Raw genomic sequence first — 19,894 nt, forward strand, 5'->3', positions numbered from 1 at the left:
CTATTCCCAAAGTGGATTCTGCGTTAAGGCACCACCAATAGCCTGACTCTGTAAAACATCATCTTGCAGAACAGGATATTGTGTATATCTGCCAGCTGGGGCACTTGAAATAATATCAGCTTCATCTTGTGCACGAGAAATTGCTTCTGTTGTAGCTCCAGCTGCTGCTTCAGCTGCTGGTAATCCTATAACCGTAGAGTCTAATATTCCCCAACGAATAAGATCACGTTTTCTACCCCAGTAGCTTTCTCCAACCAATTCCCAAGCACGTTCATTACGAATATCTTCCATTGTTATAGAAGTATATAATGGTAAAGTTGTTCTTAATCTTACGGCATTAATAGCATCTAGTGCAACTTGACTATCCCCACCATTTAACATAAAATCTGCTTCGGCAAGTAATAAATAGGCATCTGCTAATAAAAAAATACGAGACGGTTCACTTGAATTATTTGTAGCTTCTTCTTCAGAAAACAATGGATCACTAACTGGTACTGGCCCACGCATTAGTTTTGGCATATAAGTCCAAGCGAATTCAATAGGTTCTGTGGTTCCTTCTAACGTATAGCTATCCCATACATTATAAATTTTTCTAGCATCATTATCATCATAAGTATTAGCAAAACTCTTTCTTAAGGTAAATGGAGCAGATCCGTTAGAGATACCTACTTCTGTAAAAGCAGATCTAGATCCTGAGTCTCCAGCAAGATTAGGGCGAGCTGTAGTATTAATACTACTTAAAATATCTTGTAAGTATTGTTTTCCGAAAATAATTTCTGAATGTACTTCGTTACCTTCTCTGTACTTATCTGCATAATCATCATTTAATTCATGAGGAGAATTCGTTGTTACTTCAATTAATTCTGTGCGTGCTTCATCCCATTGTTCTAGCCAAATATGAGCATGAGCTTTTAACATACGAGCAGCCCAAACTGTTGGTCTTCCGTCATTATCGCCCCAGGTACTTGTAGATAAATATCCAGATGTAATTGCAGTTTCTAAATCGTCTATCATAGCTTGAATGACAACCGTATCATCTGTTTGACCATATAGAGACACTTCCTCAATATTAGTTAATTCTTCTACTATAAAAGGTACATCTCCATATGTCGTTGCAAGGTTTATATATTGAAATGCTCTAAAGAAAAGTGCCTGAGAAGTAACCATTCCTTTGACATCATCAGACAAAGAAGATTTTTCTATACTGGCCAAGGCTAAATTAGCATTCATTATAGTAGCATATTGAGTATCCCAAGCAAGTCTATTATTTGTAACATCGAAATCATAAGCACCAAAACTATGTGCTGCAGCTAAAGTTATTCTTCCAGAAACACCTAAATCTGTTCCTAAAAAGAAAAGAAAATTTGCATTTCCTACATTTTCATTTAGGGTATTTAAGGCTAAAATAGCTTCTTCTTCATTTTGAAAGAATGTATCAGGCGTTAACAAACCTCTTGCATCTTCATCTAAAAAATCGCTACAACTGATGTTTATACCTAAAAAGGTAATCATCAAAACTTTAAGTATATATTTATTTTTCATTTTTAGTATTTTAATGGTTAAATTTAAATTAGAAACTAACATCAATTCCTAGAAGTAAATTTCTACTTTGTGGATATGCAATAGCGTCAAAACCACGTTGAAGCTGACCGGTAGCTCCAGTGTTTACATCGGGATCAAAACCTAAGTAATCATCAGATTTTACTAAGAATAGGTTACTACCCGTAAAATAAAGTCTCAGTTTACTTAATCCTTTAATTAAATTAGATGGTAAAGTATATCCCAATTGTAAGGTGCTTAATCTTAAATAACTAGCATCTTGTAAATATAAACTACTAGACAAGTCGTAATTATTACTTCCTACTGCTGGATACAATGCATTCTCTGTATTATTTACAGAATACATGTTATTACGTATTGAAGCAAAGCTATTAAGCGTAGTTTCATTTACTCTGAAGAATTCTTCACTATACGTTTCATTACCTACACTAAAAGCAAAGAATGCTGACAAATCGAAGTTTTTGTATTTAAAATTAGTTTGGAAACCTCCATAAAAATCAGGATTAGCATTCCCAATTACTTGATCGTCATATTCACCACTATATACACCATCTGGCACACCGTCTGGGCCACTTATATCTTCAAAAATAGCATCGCCTGTTTCAGGATCGAATCCTAAATATTTTGCTCCCCAAAATATCCCTACAGGCTGACCAACCATTAATCTACTACTTTCATCTACAGCAGGTGCAGTTAAGTTTTTAGTTGAAAGAAATGTACTTTGTCCTAAATCTATGACTTCGTTTTTATAGGTTGAAATATTTAAAGAAGCATCCCATTTAAAATCGTTTGTATCAATTATTATTCCTGATAAAACAATATCTATACCTTTGTTTTGAACTTCTCCAATATTAGTAAGTAACTCTGTTTTCCCTGTAAAATCAGGTACATCTTCTGCTAAAAGTAAATCTGTTGTTTTTTTATAGTAAACGTCTACTTCTGCAGTAAGTCTTCTTTTAAATAAAGAAATTTCTAAACCTGCATCAAATTGATCTGTAATTTCCCAACCTAAATTTGGCTTTGCAATTTCGTCCTGATACACTCCTGGAACAGATACGCCATCTACTAAAATGGTATTATTATCTATACCATAGTTTGCAATTGTGCTAAATGCAGATACTCCTGAATTCCCTGTTCTACCATAGTTTATTCTAAATTTAAGATCGCTAATTGCATCAACATTTTGCATAAAAGATTCTTCTTTCACTTTCCATGCAAATGATGCAGAAGGGAAATTCTCATATTTCTCATTAACTCCTAAACTTGACTTCCCATCTCGTCTAAGCGAGGCATTAAAAACATATCTATCTTTATAGATGTAGCTAACTCTACCAAATACACCTAGATTATGTACTTCGCTATAACTAGAAGATATTGCTACACTTTCTGCTGGCGCCAATTGAATAGCATTTACACCTACACCATCACTTGGAATATCAGACGCATTTATAGTCACACTCTCACTACTTTGAGTTTGAAACGAAGCACCTGCTAACACATTTATTGAGTGATCTCCAAAGGTTTCACTATAGTTAAGCGTGTTTTCATTTAAAAATTCTTGATTATTAGACCTGTTTATTATGGCTTGAGCCAATTGATTGTCGTTCATAATAAAACTAGGGTTGGTAGACGGCGTAAAACGATGACGTTTGTTATATATAAAATCTCCACCAAACGTAGATTTCCACGTTAATTTATCATCAAAGAAATTACCTTCTACGTATGTATTGATAAAAATTTTATCTAGAGTTGTATTATCATCATTCAATAAAGCATCAGCCATTAAGTTACCTGTTTCGGTTCCTAAAATAGGGTTCGTACCAATCCAATATTCTCCTTCTTCATCATAAATAGGCTTCGATGGATCTTCTCTTAGTAATTGTGTAAAGCTTATTGTATTATTTTCTTTATCTGTTCTAGAAAGTGCAATATTTACACCTGCTTTAAAAACCTTTGATAATTTAAAATCGATATTAGAACGTAAACTGTATCTATCAAAACCAGATCCTTTTACAATACCATCTTGATTAAGTAAGCCTCCAGACACGTAATATTTTACAGCTTCAGTACCTCCACTAACAGACAATTGATAGTCAGACATAACAGCTTCTCTTGTTAGTTCTTTTTGCCAGTTTGTATCAGTATCTGGTAAATTATCTAAATCGTATGGTAAATTCGTTTGATCTGGAGAGATGTTATTAAACCAAGTGGCTAATTCAAGAGTGTTTTGCACATCAATCTCATCTGGTAAACTTTGTATACCAGAAGATGCTCTAAAATTCACAACAGGCTTTCCTAATTTACCTTTTTTTGTTGTAATAATAATTACACCATTTGTACCTCTAGCTCCATATATTGCAGTAGAAGATGCATCTTTTAACACTTGCATCGATTCAATATCATTAGGATTTAATGAAGATATATTATCTGCGCCTACAAATCCATCTATAACATACAAGGGACTGTTACCTCCTGTAATCGAGTTCCCTCCACGAATTATAATTTCTGGAGAACTTCCTGGTGCTCCACTAGATGAAGTAACTTGTACACCTGCTGCTCTTCCCTGAAGTGCATTCTGTGGATTTGCTACTGGTGCCGCAAACGTATTTTCCGTATCTACAACGGCAACAGATCCTGCTAAATCTTTTTTCTTTACCGTTCCATAACCAATAACAACGACTTCTTCTAAAGCCGCAGCATCCTCTTCCATTGTGATATTAATGGTACTCGATTGTCCTACGGTAACGGTTTGTGTCTTCATTCCAACATAGGAGAATGTAATAACATCGGTCGATTTCGCTTCTATGGAATATTCTCCATCAAAATCCGTCATCGTTCCATTATTCGTTCCTTTGATAATTAAAGTAGTCCCTGATAAAGGCATACCTGTATTATCTACTACTTTACCAGTAACCATCTTTTCCTGGGAAAAGGCCGAAACCGATATCATAATAATAAAAATTGTGGTTAATAATTTTGTCATAATTAATTTAAATTAAATGTTAGTTTGCTTGTCTGTTTGATTGGTTGTTTTTAATCTAAAGGTCGTTTAAACACTACATCGTAATTTTCATACCCATTGTATTTTACGCCTTCTTTTTTCCAGTGGTTCAATTGTTTGTCATATAGTTTTTGCATTTTAGATAGTTGTGGTTTATATTTTGATTGATTTGCTAGGTTTACCATTTCATAAGGATCATTTTCAATATCGAAAAGTTCTTCTGTAGGATATATATTTTCAGATGCGTCTTTATAATACCAATACACATATTTATACTTATCGTCCATAACCGTTAAACAATGTGTTGCTTTAGGCCCCCAAACTTGAATGATTGGAAGTGTAGATCGGATTTGTGATTTAGGATTTTCAACTAAAGGACGAATACTTTTCCCGTCGTAAATAGACGGAATTGAAACGCCTGCATAATCTAGTATTGTTGCTGTAATGTCTACATTTCCTGTTAAGGATGCTGTACGTTGTGCTTTGTTTTTCTGACGAGGATCTACAATAATAAGCGGAGTTCTTGCGCCTTCTTCGTAAGGCAATACTTTAGACCCTAAACCATGAGACCCATTAAAATACCCGTTATCTGAAGAAAATATAATGATGGTATTATCATCTATATTTAATTTTTTCAATTCGGCTAATACCATGCCTATAGAATAATCTACACCATATATAAGCTGATGATACTGACGTAAAGCTTCTTGATAGGTATCTTCCTGATCGTAACCCCATTCTACAAATCTTGGGTACTGTCTTCCCATTCTTGACTGTTTAGCCAAATGTTCTCCAGCTTTTCTCCCGTAGTTTGGTAATTTATCGAAAACGACATCTTTATATACATTGTCGAACATTGGATCTGGTTGAACCGGTCTATGAGGTGCTTTAAAAAACAAACTCATACAAAATGGTTCACCTTTGTCTACAGATTCGTTTATAAAATCTATAGTCGCTGCTCCATAAGCACGTGTACTATGCGGATATGTATCTGCATACTTAGCTATGGTTGGATTTTTAATGGTTTTATACTCCGTTTGTCCAGGACCACCTGCCCAAAAATCGAAATCGTGTTGTGCTACTTCTCCTTCTTCTCCCCATCCTCCATTTTCATCTGAAATAGAAAAACCAAACTTACCCGCAAAGCCAACGCGATAGCCTGCTTTTTTTAGCAATACAGGATACGAAGTAGACCATTGTTTTGTTCCTAAAGATCCATGATCGAAATTACAACCTGTTTTGTATTCGAATTGGCCTGTCATGACATTCGCACGACTTGCCATACAAATAGCCGTTGTATTATAGTGTCTTGAAAACACAACTCCGTTACTTGCCAATACATCCAAATTAGGTGTTTTGGCCAATTTGTTTCCAAAATCCTTTTGCGTATCGTAAGATTGATCGTCCGTAAAAAAGAAAATGATATTTGGTTTACTTTCTTTTTTACTTTGCGAATGCCCTTGTTGAAGTCCGAAAAGACTCAAGATTAATATTAAAAAAAGTGCTTTTCTAAACATCATGTTATTCATTTTTATTTTTAGATTCATATGCTTTAAATTTTGCTGAAACAAGCTCTACTGAAGGACAATCTTTGGGTTCTATATCCAGAACATTTCCTAATACTTTTGCGACTTGAATACCTTGTAATCTCGATCCTTCTGCTTTATAATGTACATTCCCTGGTCCTTCAGGAAATTGTTCTAATACAGGAATAGAAAAGGTGTATAAATCGTTTATGATAATATCTGAATGTTGCTTCATTACCTTCATAGCAACCTCATTATATCGTATCGCATCGCCTTGAACTCTCCCTTCTTCTCCATCAGGAACTGGTGTGGTTGTAGCAAAAACCAACTTCGCTTTGGGATAAGTGTCTTTAAGGTATTTAATGATGTTATTCAGATTTTTCTCATACTCTTGTAAACTGGACACCTGTGTTCCTTGCTCTTTATTTAATTTTCCGTTGTATAGATATTTTAAATCGTGTAATCCTACATTGAAATGAATAACATCCCACGAAAAATTAAAACCATCTATTAAGAATGGTTGAAATAAAGCAGTTCTAAACACTTCCATTCTTTTAATAAACTCTGCACTAGAATTTCCGTTGGTATGTAAACGCATGACATCGGCTTTGCCTTCTAAAGATTCTCTAACATATTCTGTATAACCAATAGAAATAGAATCGCCATAAATAAATACTTTAGGTAATCCTGGAGTTGGCTCTAAATACCTGAATTGATATCTAGTCGCATTAAATCGGCTAAGATTTTTCCAAGCTGTAGCACAAGTTTCGCACCCCACACTAATAGCTGTTCCGAACATACGAACAGGTATTAATACAGCTAGGCCTAGTGCTCCCATTAATTTTATAGACGATCTTCTATTCATTGTTTTATATTTCAATTTTAAGCGCGTATCCATTCGGATTCTCTTGTGCTGTTCCTAAATTCACTTGTAATCCTACTTCGGTTTGTGTCCACTCCACTTCGGCTTCACTACCCACTAAACTCACAGATTTTACAACTCCAGCTTCTTTTTCTGTAATACTCTTAATCAACACAGCTTCTTTTGGTTGTGCTAATGAAATGGCATAAATGGTATGTTCTTTTTGTGTAAACCAAAAATCGCTAGGCGTAAAATCAAACTTTAAATCGGCTTTATTCGCGCGATCATGTGTTCCGTTCATTTCAATTTTAGTTGGTCCTTCGTGCGTTACTTTCCATTTTCTTGTATTGTAAATCGCTTCTCCATTAACATCTAAAAACTTACCAACTTCTAATAGGTTAGTTACCGATTCTTGTGGCACATCTCCTAAAGCATCAGGACCAATATTCAGCATATAATTCCCGCCTTTACTTACAATTTCTGTTAACCAGAACAGCAATTCTTTTACAGATTTCCAATCGTGATCGTAAGACTTATAACCCCAAGAGTTATTTGTAGTTCCAACTGTTTGCCAAGGTTTGGTAATTGCTAAATGGTCACTTGGAATTTTATTATCACCAGGAATATCGAAATCTCCTAAATCGTTTCCTACTCGAGAATTTACCAACATATTTGGTTGTAAATCGTAAGCTATTTTATAGAATTCTAAACTTTCTTCTGGAGTTACATAATGCGGATAATCGTACCACAAGGTGGTCATATTTGGAAATTTTGTTAGTATTTCTTTTACCTGCGGATAAGCTTTATTTTCTAAATATTCGGTAAATGTATTTGGACTCGGATCCCAAGTATTTACACCTGCTTTACGCTTAACACGATCGTGTACTTCGCCTCCAGAAGCTAAATATTCCGAAAGTCCGCAATCATTTCCGTCGTTCCAATCGATGTTATGAGAATAGTACAATCCGAAATCAACACCGTATTTCTGACAAGCATCATACAATTCTTTTACAATGTCTTTTGAATATGGCGTAGCGTCGATAATATCGTATTCACTCACTTTTGAGTCATACATTGCAAAACCGTCATGATGTTTAGAGGTAATCACTAAATATTTCATACCTGCTTCTTTAGCCAATTTCGCAATGGCATCGGCATCAAAATGTGTTGGATTAAACTGAGTTGCTAATTCTGCATATTCTGCTCTAGGAATTTCTGCTCCAAACTGAATCCATTCTGCAACTCGAGGTCCTTTTAATTCCTCCATTTTTTTGCCTTTCCAAATCCCTCCTGGAATTGCATATAATCCCCAATGAATAAACATTCCATATTTTGCATCGTTAAAAGCTTCTTTAGCGATATCTTTAGAGGCACTCATTTGTTCGTATGTCAAAGCTTGCGGTTTCTCTTGCATTTGCTCCACACTTTTAGTTTGTTTTTGCTTACAGCTTGTAAACCCTAAAACCAATACTAAGAATCCTATTTTTATTTTTTGTAACATGGCGTTTATCATTTTTAATCGCACCTTTATTTTTCTTATTTTCTAACAGCTGACAAGCAACTTGCTCTTGGCTCTGTTGGTAATGTAGCTTTCCAAGCTTTAACTTCTCCTAAAAGTTCTTGTGCTTTTTCAGGGTTACTTTTAGCTAAATCTATAGTTTCTTTCCAATCTGCTTTTAAATTGAATAACTCGTATTTATCACCAGTAACATCTACAACTAATTTCCAATCGCCATCGCGAACTCCTAAAGTTGGCCACGTATAATCGTTACTTGTACCGCCTTTCCATTCCCAGAAAATAGATTTACTTCTTTTAAATCCTTTTCCGGTTAACGCCGGCATCATACTTTCTCCGTCAGGTTTATAATCTTTAGGCATCGGGATGTTTGCTGCTTCTAAAAACGTTGGTAATAAATCTACTGCAGTTACCACAGAAATATCATCTTTAACACCTTTGGGAATTACTTTTGGCCACTTTGCTACAAAAGGCACGCGAATACCTCCTGCGAACAACGATCTTTTCTGACCTTTAAGTCCGCCTGTTTCTCCTACCGAATAATATTTACCTAAACCTACTTCTCCCTTTTTGTGTTGTTTTTGATCTGCTCCACCTTCCCATTCTGGACCATTATCTGTTGAAAATACCACTAGCGTATTCTCTTCTAAACCTAATTCTTTCAATAATTTTGAAATTCGGCCAACGGCTTCATCACCTTCTGCAATTATGGACGCGTAGACTTGTTTTTGTTCATCTAATTCTCCGAATTTATTCATGAAACGCTCTTGCGGATAATGCGCTGTATGGGCTTCATGTAACCATAAGTTGATAAAAAACGGTTGGTCTTTATGACGTTTAATAAAATCTTCCGCATAATCTACACCCACAGATCCGGCCTTTGGAATGTCTATGTTTTTAGAGCCATTAAACGTCGCGTATTCATCGTAACCATATGCGCTTTCTTTTGGCATATCTGGAGCAGAACCTAAGTGCCATTTTCCAAAATGAGCAGTTGCATAACCCGCCTTTTGAAATGCTTTTGGAAAGGACATATCTTTTGGATCCATCCAATCTGGCATTCCTCGTTTTTCATGCGCTTTCCAACCTTGAAAATGCTGATGAATACTTTGTCTGGCAGGAAATTGTCCAGTCATTACTGCTGTTCGACTTGGTGAACACACTGGACTGTTTACGGTAAAATTGGCGAAATCCATACCGTCTTTAATCATATTATCAATGTTTGGAGTTTCTACCCATGTGCTTCCGTGAGCACTTAGATCTCCATATCCCCAATCATCTGCAAAAATAAAAATGATATTTGGCCGTTCTGATTTGGATTGGGCTTGTACAAAAGCACCTCCAACCAAGAGCGAGCACACTACAAAAAGTATTATTTTTTTACTCATTAGATTTCATTTTTTAGTATTTCGAATACTTTTAATCTTTCTTGTTTTATATTTTATTCAGCATAAACCCCTGTTTAATTAACAGCTGTTTTTTCTACGTTCACATAAAACGCATTGGTTAATTCACCGCTTTCTAATTCAAACCAAGCTAATAACTCAGTTTTTCCTTGCGACACTTCTAATTCTAAATCGGCTGATTGTGCTGTATTATCAACATCAACTTCAACTTGTTGATCTCCAATTTTCACAAACGCCTTTTTAAAAGTCATAGCCGTTCCATGAACTCGAGGATCTGATGTTTCTGTTGCTGGAATTTCGTCTGAAATTTCTGAGCCTAATGAGACTCCACTTTCTGCTGGCCAACGTCTTAATTTAAAGGTGTAAGTTCCTGCTTTTACAAAATTCACAAAGAATGGTGCTGGCTTCATAGGTTCGCCTTCTCTAATCAATCTCTGATTCCATGGTGGAAAATAATCTACAGTTCTAGCATCATGACACGTAATAACCTCATCCTCATCTACACCTAAATCAATTGTAGAATATTTAGTTTCTTCTATCACACTTGCCCACCATGTTTCGTAAAACGCATTCATATCTGCCACACGTTTTGGGTATTGTTCAGCTAAATTTTTAGTTTGTCCTGGATCGTCTGCAAGATTATATAATTCGTTTCCTTTAATTAATCTCCAGTCGCCTTGCATGACACAACTATTTTTACCTTTTTCAGGCCAAGAAATACGCTGAGTATCTACAACCAAATAGCGTTCGTCAATTTTAGATTCTCCTTGTAAATAGCCACTAATATCTGTTCCATCCATCACTTTGTCCGACGTATATTCTATACCCGCTAAAGATGTTAAAGTTGGTAACATATCGACATGAGACACTAAATCTGAAAGTGATTTACCTGCTTCTAAATTTCCGTTTGGCCAACGTATTATAAATGGCACACGATGTCCGCCTTCATATTCGCTAGCTTTTGTACCACGCATTCCTGCGTTAAAGCCATGAACAACTCCTGTATCTTCATCGACATGATAACCGTTAGATGTTCCGTTGTCTGTTGTAAAAATGACAATAGTATTATCTGCAATTTTCAATTCGTCTAACTTATTAAGTAGTCTAGAAAAATTGTCGTCTACATTTGTAATCATCCCATAAAAACGCTTTTGAGTTTCTAATAGACTTTCTTCATTTTTATATAAATCGTAATATTCTTGAGGCACATTAAATGGCGAGTGTGGCGCATTTAAACTTAAATAACATAGAAACTGATCATCCTTTTTATTCTCAATAAATTGTATCGCTTCATCAAACCACACATCTGTACAATAACCTTCTACTTCTTCTGGTGTTCCATTTCTTAAATAGGTATCGTCAAAATAATCGTTGTTCCAGTGGTCTGGCGTTTGTCCTACACCGCCACCTCCGTGGTAAAACGCTTCATCGAATCCGCGTTCTTGTGGCGCAAACGGATGGTTATCTCCAAGGTGCCATTTCCCGAACATTGCTGTTTTATAACCATTATCTTTTAATACATCTGCGATAGTAACTTCTTCTCTATTTAACATTGAAGCTCCCATAATGGTATGCCAAACTCCATTTCTATTACAGTTTCTTCCGGTTAATAATCCTGCTCGTGTTGGTGCACAAGTAGTTGCCACATGGTAATTTGTTAAACTCACACTTTGCTTTGCAAAAGCATCAATTGTAGGTGTTTTAATGATGGTATTCCCATTATGTGCAACATCTCCATAACCCTGATCGTCTGTGATGACGATAATAATATTAGGCTGATTTTTAACAACTTCAGCTTTCTCAGTTTTCTCATTCTTACACGAAAACGTTATCGTTAATAGCGTTAAAAGCCCTAAGAGTTTGGTTAAATTTTTCATGATCGTTTAGTTTGTTTAATTTTTATAGAGTCTAAAGGCTCTTGTTCTTATTGAATGGGTTTTATTATAATTGATTTTAAACTTGATGTCTCTTTATCTCTTGATACTAAAGACACTGAAACGGTATGCTTTCCTGCTGTTTTAAATTCCAAAATTCCCATAGGATAGGCTTGATATTTACCTGTAGCCGCTTGTTCGTTTTGTACCATTACACCTTCATCTGTAGTGGTTTTCCATACCAATCTTCCTTCACCTGTATATTCTAATTCTAAATAGTAATAGCCAGGTTCTAAAACGTTAACTTCAAATGATGCAACACCACTTTTTTTCCAATGACTAACTTGTGTGGTTTTTTTCCATTCCCCAAATTTCTCCATCCATCTAATCGATTTTTTCTCGGCATCTGTTACTGTCGCAAAATCGGTAAGAATGGTAGTTGGTATATTTGGATATATACCGTGAGTACCGCTGACTTTAGCCTCTTTTTTCAATTTAACTTCTATCACAGCTACAGGAGCATCTGGCTTTTTATATGGCACTTCGAGAATAGTCCAATTATTTTGCTTTGAATGTTTAATTTTTTCTGATTTTTTACCTCCTAAAATTTCTGCTGAAACAATATCATTTTCTAATCCTGGTAAGTATAATTTTCCATCTTGTGGCCAATCAAAAACGGATAAGTATAAAGAATTTCCGTTTGTTGTTACATCTCCCCAAGGTAATGCATGTCCCCAAGGAGAACTTCCTGCATCGTATATAACTTGAGGATATTTTTTAATCCATGCTCCGGCTTGTTCTAAAAACTGAACACCAATTTCTGGTACTTCACCTTCGCCATTAGGTCCCACATTAAATAGATAAGTTCCTCCCCGTCCCACTGTAGAGATTAATCGGTGTAAAATTTCCTTCGGACTTTTAAAATTGTTATCGTACCAAGCGTAAGACCAAGAATCGTTATTGGTATCGCAACTTTCCCAAAGGATATCTAAGTTTACGGGTGGAACTTCCATATCGCCATGAGTTACATAATCACCTAACCCATACCCAACTCTACTAGAAAGCATGGTATTTGGTTGTAATTCTCTAACCATATCGGCAAGTTCTACCACATATTCTTCAGGCATTCCTCCTGGTGTGTCGAACCATACAAAGTCGATATCGCCGTAATTACTACAAATTTCTCTGACTTGGGGTTTACATTTATTGTAGAAATAATCTTTAAATGTAGCCTCACTTCCATCGGCATTTTGAGAAGGACCGCCTGCTCCACCTGGAGTTGTCCAATCTTGGTAATGAGAATAATAAAACCCAAATCCTAGACCTAATTCGTGACATGCTGCAGAAAGTTCTTTCATTGGATCTCTTGCAAACGGTGTAGCATCTACAATATCAAAATCACTCACTTTAGAATCGAACATTGCAAAACCTTCATGATGTTTACTGGTAATAATTATATATTTCATACCAGCATCTTTGGCTAATTGAGCAATAGCTTTTGCATCAAATTTTGAAGGATTAAAATCGTCTGCCACTTTCATATAATCTTCAGGACGAATGTTGGCAACTCTTGGATTCATTAGCCACTCACCAATACCATAATAGGTCTTGTTATTCCATTTTCCGGCTAAATCTGAAAATAAACCCCAATGAATAAACATTCCAAAATTACTTTGGTCAAAAAACTGACCACGTCCTTCTCTAATGTTACCATCTACTACGGCATTTTCCCCCCATAATTTATCCATACTGTCTTCTCCATTTTTTTCTTGAGCATAAGACTGAAAACACATTACAAATAGCAATGCAAATGGTACTAAGAGTTGTCTACGTTTAAACATGTAATAATATTTAGGTGTTAAACCCAATTGTAATAAAGAAGATATTCTTCCTGAAGTGAAAGCTTTAAAGTAAAATAAATTAGAAAACGTTTTGCTTCAATTCTTACAGCTTTTTCAAAATAAGCATTGCTCGCTAAAACCTTATATTTTTATGGTTATAACAAAAAACAATACTCTTAATTATTAAATATTGTTTTTTTAGCCGCTTTTAATATCAATTTAATCAAATTGGACTATTACAAATATGTTATCTATATGTTAAATGTAGTTACTCGCATCATGTTTTTTTAATGCTTAATTTACTCAGAGCGATTTGAGCAACATTAAAGCAACTGATTAACAAATAGTTAACATATTTAATTAACTCAAATCAATCATCTTTTTTTTACGAATTCTGACGGAGAAACACCATGAATTTTCTTAAATGCTGAAGAATAATAAGATTTAGATTCGATTCCGATTTCGAACATCACATCTGCCGCTGTTAGGTTTTTATTTGCTGTTAATAACTCTGCTGCTTTCTGCATACGGAAGTTTCTCAGATAAAAATTAGGAGCTTGTCCGGTAAGTTCTTTAAGCTTTCTATAAAAATGAGACGTACTCATACCAATATCTGCAGCCAACTCTTCTACTCCAAAGACTGAATTAGACATATTTTTCTCTATAGATTGATTTATACTTTCTAAAAACTGTTTGTCTTTAGAAGAACTTATTAAAGAATCTTTTGGCAAGAAGCTATTTCTAGAATAGTATTCGAAAATACGTTGCTTATTCTCAATCAGTTTTTTAACTCGAACTTCTAAATATTTAATAGAAAAGGGTTTCACAATATAATCATCTGCACCTAATTCTAAACCTTGCAGTTTTTTAAAATTGTCGTCCATAGCCGTTAAAAGAATAACAGGAATGTGGCACAACTCTGTATCTGATTTAATTTGTTTACACAATTCGTAGCCATTTAATTTTGGCATCATAACATCGCTTATAACAAGTTGCGGAAGATTCTCTTTTAATTTTAATAATCCATCTTCACCATCTACAGCCATTACAATATTATAACGATCTTTGAAAGCCTCGTATAAAAATGTTCGTACATCTTGTTCATCATCAATAATTAATAAAGTGGATCGTGATGCGTCCATAGGCTGATCTTGGATACTCTCCAATTCCGACGGCAACCAATCTGTAACTATTTTATGATATTTCTTTAATTCGTGTTCTTCAATAACATCTCCATGATTGGATATAGGAAGTATAATTTTAAATTCCGTTTTCTTATCGGGCTCGCTTGTAACCGATATATCTCCTTTCATTAAATCGACTAAAGATTTACATAGTGCCAAACCAATTCCTGTGCCGTTCCAATCTTGTTTTTCATCGACACCTCGGTAAAAACGATCGAAAATTCTATCTATTTTTTCTGGTGAAATTTCTCCTCCGGTATTCGTAACCTTTAGAGATAATACTTCTTCGTTATTTTGTGTAATAATTCCGGCCTCAATACTAACTTCTTTATACGAACTAGAGTATTTTACAGCATTAGAAAACAGGTTGAGTAAGATCCGTTCGGTTTTATTAATATCTATAGAAATCAATTTATTCGGATCGTCTATTTTATAATAAAAATTTAAAAGTGATCTATGCGCATAATCCTCGAACCCTTCCATTAATGGATACATAAAATCTCCTAGAGTCACTTTGGAATAGTTTAATTCTAAATGTCCAGCTTCCGCCTTTCTATATGAAATTAATTGATCTATTAAACGCTGTAATCTTAAGATGTTATTTTGAATGATAGAAAAATACTTCTGATTATCGTTTGTTTTATATTCATCTGCTATTTTCTCTAACGGACCAATAATTAGAGATAAAGGTGTTTTAAAATCATGGGAAATATTAGTAAAGAATCGTAATTTTGCTTGATTCATCTCGCGAACTCTTTCCTTCTCAAGCTGTTCAAACTTCAGTTTCTGATTGAGTTTTTCTAAACGAACCAAATACGTCATTATTGAATGTGCTATTAACAACACCAAACACATCCAGATAACCAAACTCCACCACCTTAAATACCAAGGGGCAAGCACATTTATTTTAAAATGTTCTACAGGTGTCCAAAGTCCATCACCATTTGCACCTCTATATAAAAACTCATAAGACCCGGGACTTAAATTAGTGTAAGTTGCCGTAGTTTTCCCACTATCATTTTCTATCCAATCTTGATTTACACCTTCTAATTTATAAGCGACTTTATTTTTATTGGGCGTGGCACTATGCTGTACAATAATATCTAAAGAGATGTTTCTATTGTTATGTTCTATATCTAATTCCTTAGTCTCGGCAATAGATTGTTTTAATATGGTTTTTCCGTTTATTTTCTTTCCGTAAACGACAGGTTCGTTATTTATTTTTAATCGTGAAATTAACACCTTTGGCGCATTTACATTCTTAACAATTTGCTTGGGATCGAAGACCGTTAAACCGTCTACACCTCCCATTAACATGATGCCTTTACTTGTTTTTAAAAAGGCCGATTGTCTGAAATTGTTACTTAAAACCCCATCACTAACATCATAAAAATTAAACACCCCTTTTTTAGGATCCATACAACTAATTCCCATATCTGTACTCATCCATAGCAAGCCTTCATCATCTTCTAAAATACCATAAATCACTTCATCTCTTAATCCGTCGTTTCTATGAAATCCTGTAATATTTTCAGGATCTCCAGAGGAATTTAAATCGATTTTCATTACGCCGCCACCGTATGTTCCTAACCAAACCGTTTTATTTGAAGCGACATGAACATTAAAAATATAATTGTAACTCAGGGCAAGGTTTTTAGATTCTGAAGTGGTCGTTAAATAATTCTTGACCATCCACGAGCCATTTTCAACCTGTACACGATACAATCCGAGATTACTCGCAAACCAATGATTCCCATAGGTATCTTTATTATAATCGTTAATCTGATTATTTTTTCCAATGGTGAATAATTCCGATTGGACTTCAACCGGTTTATCATCTAAAATAGTATCCCAAGGGTTGTTTAATAAAAACACTTTTTGTCCGGCTAATAGTATTTGATCGGCATCTATTTGCTGAATAACACGATTAAATATTAAACTTTCTGAAGCCCCATTGTGTTCCAAAATGACTGGTTTTAGCGCATCTTGATTTTCATCATACAGATAAACCCCTTTGTTTGTACCAATCCACCAATAGCCTTTTAAATCTTGAAACATGGTTAACACCCATTGGTTTTCAAGTTGACGTAATTGATTATCTAGCCGATTAAAGGAAATGCGTTTTCCGCTTTGCAAATCTAAAGGTTCGGACGATTTACTAATTTCACTTCTAAAAAATGACACCCAAATTCTCCCGTCTTTATCTTCAACCAAGTCGGTAATTAAATTACTAGATAGCGACCTATCGTCAAATGCATTATGAGAGTAATTTTGAAAATCTTTTAAATTCTTATCGAATTTATTTAATCCACCTTGAGCTGTTCCAATCCAAAGCACACCAAAATTGTCTTCGTAAAAACAATTTACACGATTACTTGTTAAACCATTTTTATATTTAGAGTTGTATTGAAAAAAAGTAAAATCGCCAGTTTTGGTCTCATATTTTATAGCACCATCATTACGTGTACCTATCCATAAATTCTTATCCTTATCTAAAAACAGAGCTTGAATATCGAACCTTGAAGCACTAATTTCTGTATCGCCTTTTGTAAAATAACTCCCTACTGTAAGTAACTGCCCATTCTCGTAAAAGGTTTGATACAAACCTGAAGTGGTGCCAATCCATATAGAGTTATTAACTTTTAGAATTTCTTTGATGTTTCCAATATTCGCATCTATACTAAGCTCTAATACGGTTATGGCATAATTGTCGTCTTCATTTATATCGACTTTAACAATGTTCTGAGTAGTAGCCACTAACAACTCTGAATTAGAAAGAAACTCGACCCCCGTTATAATACTTTCGTTTAATACGTGCGACACATCAATTTCTGCAATTTTGTTAGGATGTTGTAAATCTTCACTAGTAGAATCATAGACTTTAATTTTGTGAGCGTCTCCAACCCAAATGCGATTTTGGTTGTCTTGTTTAATGAAAAGATCTTTTTGAATAGATTGATCTACAAGAATAAACTCCTCTTTATCTGTGAGGTATAAACACACGCCTCCTCGAGTACCAATCCATAATCGGCCTTTAGAATCGTTTAAAAGAGTAGATACAAAATTGTTTGGTAAGGAGTTTTTATCTTCTATGTTATGATAATAATAATCGAAAGAATATCCGTCGTAACGCACTAATCCATTGGGTGTCGCTACCCATAAATAGCCGCTAGAATCTGAAATAATAGAATGTACTGTGTTCTGAAAAAAACCTTGTTCGCTATTAAAGGATTCTATACGTTGATTACTAAGCTTAATAGGTTTGTCTTGAGCGTAACTAAAACTGACACATAGAAATATCAGTAATCGAATTATTCTTATTTTCATAGGCTCTATTTAATTAAAACACCTATTCTTTAACCACAAAATCACTTATTTATCCTGACTTTTATAAAGTATTTAAGAATAGTTTAATTCCTTTTACTACTAATCAAAAATACAGCTTAATACTTAATTATATATAAAAAACCACCCTCTTTTATATTAAAAAACAAAGAAAATTCAATATCATAAGCTTTATTATATGGATAGCTTAATTTCTCTATAAACACTTTTATAAACATGCACTATTAAGATGTATTATAAAAAATGAGTTGTATTTACTTTAAAAACAAAGTCAGACTCAACGCACCATGTGCGCCTATAACTAAAGATTGTTCTATATCTGCTGTTTTAGACGGTCCAGATAAGAAAACTCCAAAATCATTGTCTTGTGCTGCTAATTTTTGATAGGCCTGATGCATAAACGGTACAAGCTCTTTTTGATCGACTACAATAACCAAATGTTTTGTGATAAACGGCAATACGCGCATTGGTAAAGTAGCATCTTTAATCCATACTGCACCATTTTCGGCTACACCTAAATCACTTTCTAAAACTAAAATATCTAAATCTTCTAAATCTTTCGGACTTTGAAGCGTTTCAAAATCTACCGTATTAAAATCTGCTGTATTTTCAAGTGTTGAATATTTTACTTTGCCTTCCGGAAACAAGGTTTTAATCTGATTTAAAATAGCGTTGTTAGTACTTGCTTTTATAACTTGCCCTCCTGCGACTTCTACTTTTAAAACAAACTCATCTACAATATTCCTAGAGTCTGCAAACACTTCTACATTTACAGTCGGCAACTCTAATATATCTGGTTTATTCGTTTTTATTCTTGATAAAATTGCGGCTCTACTACTCATCTTTTTTTCTATTTTTATACCACTCATCAAAACTTTCTTCTGGACCAGAAGGTAAATCCCGTGCATTCCCCCAAACATTAGGTTTAGAATTAATCATGCCCTTAGGTAGATTTCTTAGAGACCAACGTGCCACCTTACCAACTTTTTCGAATTTGGCAGGTTTAGAAAACATATCGCCCATCATTTTCATAGACATCGCTTTCACGTAAGGTTGCTTTGTTTCTTTTGTAATGATTTGACGCCATTTATAAAGTTGTGTATGAATATCTATTTTCACCGGACATACATCTGAACACGATCCGCACAAGGTTGATGCGAATGGTAAACTACTGTGTTTCTTTAAATCTTTTCCTGGTGATAGAATAGAACCAATGGGTCCTGGAATAGTCGCATCGTAACTATGTCCACCGCTACGTCTGTAAATCGGACAAGTGTTCATACATGCACCACATCGGATGCATTGCAATGAAGCTCTAAAGTCTGGACGACTCAATTGCTCGGTTCTCCCATTATCCACGATTACTATATGCATTTTAGTGCCCTTTCGAGGCTTTTTAAAATGCGAGGAATAGGTTGTGATGTGTTGCCCCGTAGCACTGCGTCCTAATAAACGTAAAAACACACCTAAGTGTTCTTGCTTTGGAATAATCTTTTCAATACCCATACAAGCAATATGCACTGGTGCTAAATGCGCACCCATATCAGCATTCCCTTCGTTAGTACATACCACAAATCCACCTGTATCTGCAATGGCAAAATTGACTCCTGTTATGGCAGCATCTGCGCTTACAAACTTTTCTCTAAGATGCTTTCTTGCTTCTCCAGTTAAGTATTGTGGATCGCCATCGCAAGGCTTAGTGCCTAAATGTTTTTGGAATAACACATCGACTTCTTCCTTTGTTTTATGAATGGCTGGCAACACAATATGGCTTGGCGG

The 19,894-nt window shown here is 34.8% G+C and carries 11 protein-coding genes; all 11 read right to left on the bottom strand.

Annotation, left to right across the window (positions count from 1 at the left end):
• Positions 1-1,542, bottom strand: coding sequence for a RagB/SusD family nutrient uptake outer membrane protein (locus AST99_RS10765; RefSeq protein WP_198151480.1), 1,542 nt, complete (start codon positions 1,540-1,542; stop codon positions 1-3).
• A gap of 28 nt (positions 1,543-1,570) precedes the next feature.
• Positions 1,571-4,543, bottom strand: coding sequence for a SusC/RagA family TonB-linked outer membrane protein (locus AST99_RS10770; RefSeq protein WP_057781846.1), 2,973 nt, complete (start codon positions 4,541-4,543; stop codon positions 1,571-1,573).
• 50 nt (positions 4,544-4,593) lie between these two features.
• Positions 4,594-6,108 (bottom strand): sulfatase-like hydrolase/transferase, encoded by a 1,515-nt coding sequence (locus AST99_RS10775; RefSeq protein WP_198151481.1) that lies wholly within the window; start codon positions 6,106-6,108, stop codon positions 4,594-4,596.
• Positions 6,083-6,952, bottom strand: a complete 870-nt coding sequence (locus AST99_RS10780; protein ID WP_172441703.1) for an SGNH/GDSL hydrolase family protein — start codon at positions 6,950-6,952, stop codon at positions 6,083-6,085. The genes AST99_RS10775 and AST99_RS10780 overlap by 26 nt, the downstream gene beginning before the upstream one ends.
• A gap of 4 nt (positions 6,953-6,956) precedes the next feature.
• A complete protein-coding gene (locus AST99_RS10785) occupies positions 6,957-8,450 on the bottom strand; it encodes an alpha-L-fucosidase (RefSeq protein ID WP_198151483.1) in 1,494 nt (497 codons plus the stop codon).
• Positions 8,451-8,485: 35 nt separating this feature from the next.
• Positions 8,486-9,853 carry a sulfatase family protein gene (locus tag AST99_RS10790; RefSeq protein ID WP_057781849.1) on the bottom strand — a complete coding sequence of 456 codons (1,368 nt, stop codon included), beginning with the start codon at positions 9,851-9,853 and terminating at the stop codon, positions 8,486-8,488.
• 74 nt (positions 9,854-9,927) lie between these two features.
• A complete protein-coding gene (locus tag AST99_RS10795; RefSeq protein ID WP_057781850.1) occupies positions 9,928-11,748 on the bottom strand; it encodes an arylsulfatase in 1,821 nt (606 codons plus the stop codon).
• Positions 11,749-11,795: 47 nt separating this feature from the next.
• Positions 11,796-13,586 carry an alpha-L-fucosidase gene (locus AST99_RS10800; protein ID WP_198151485.1) on the bottom strand — a complete coding sequence of 597 codons (1,791 nt, stop codon included), beginning with the start codon at positions 13,584-13,586 and terminating at the stop codon, positions 11,796-11,798.
• Positions 13,587-13,960: 374 nt separating this feature from the next.
• A complete protein-coding gene (locus AST99_RS10805; RefSeq protein ID WP_057781851.1) occupies positions 13,961-18,097 on the bottom strand; it encodes a hybrid sensor histidine kinase/response regulator transcription factor in 4,137 nt (1,378 codons plus the stop codon).
• A 272-nt stretch (positions 18,098-18,369) separates the two neighbouring features.
• Entirely contained in the window at positions 18,370-18,957 is a 588-nt protein-coding gene (locus tag AST99_RS10810) for a LutC/YkgG family protein (protein ID WP_069727840.1), read from the bottom strand.
• Positions 18,950-19,894, bottom strand: a 945-nt coding sequence (locus AST99_RS10815) for an LUD domain-containing protein (protein ID WP_057781856.1), incomplete at its 5' end; no start/stop codon positions are given. The genes AST99_RS10810 and AST99_RS10815, both read right to left, overlap by 8 nt.

It is taken from the genome of Formosa algae (assembly GCF_001439665.1).
Taxonomy (GTDB): Bacteria; Bacteroidota; Bacteroidia; order Flavobacteriales; family Flavobacteriaceae; genus Formosa; species Formosa algae.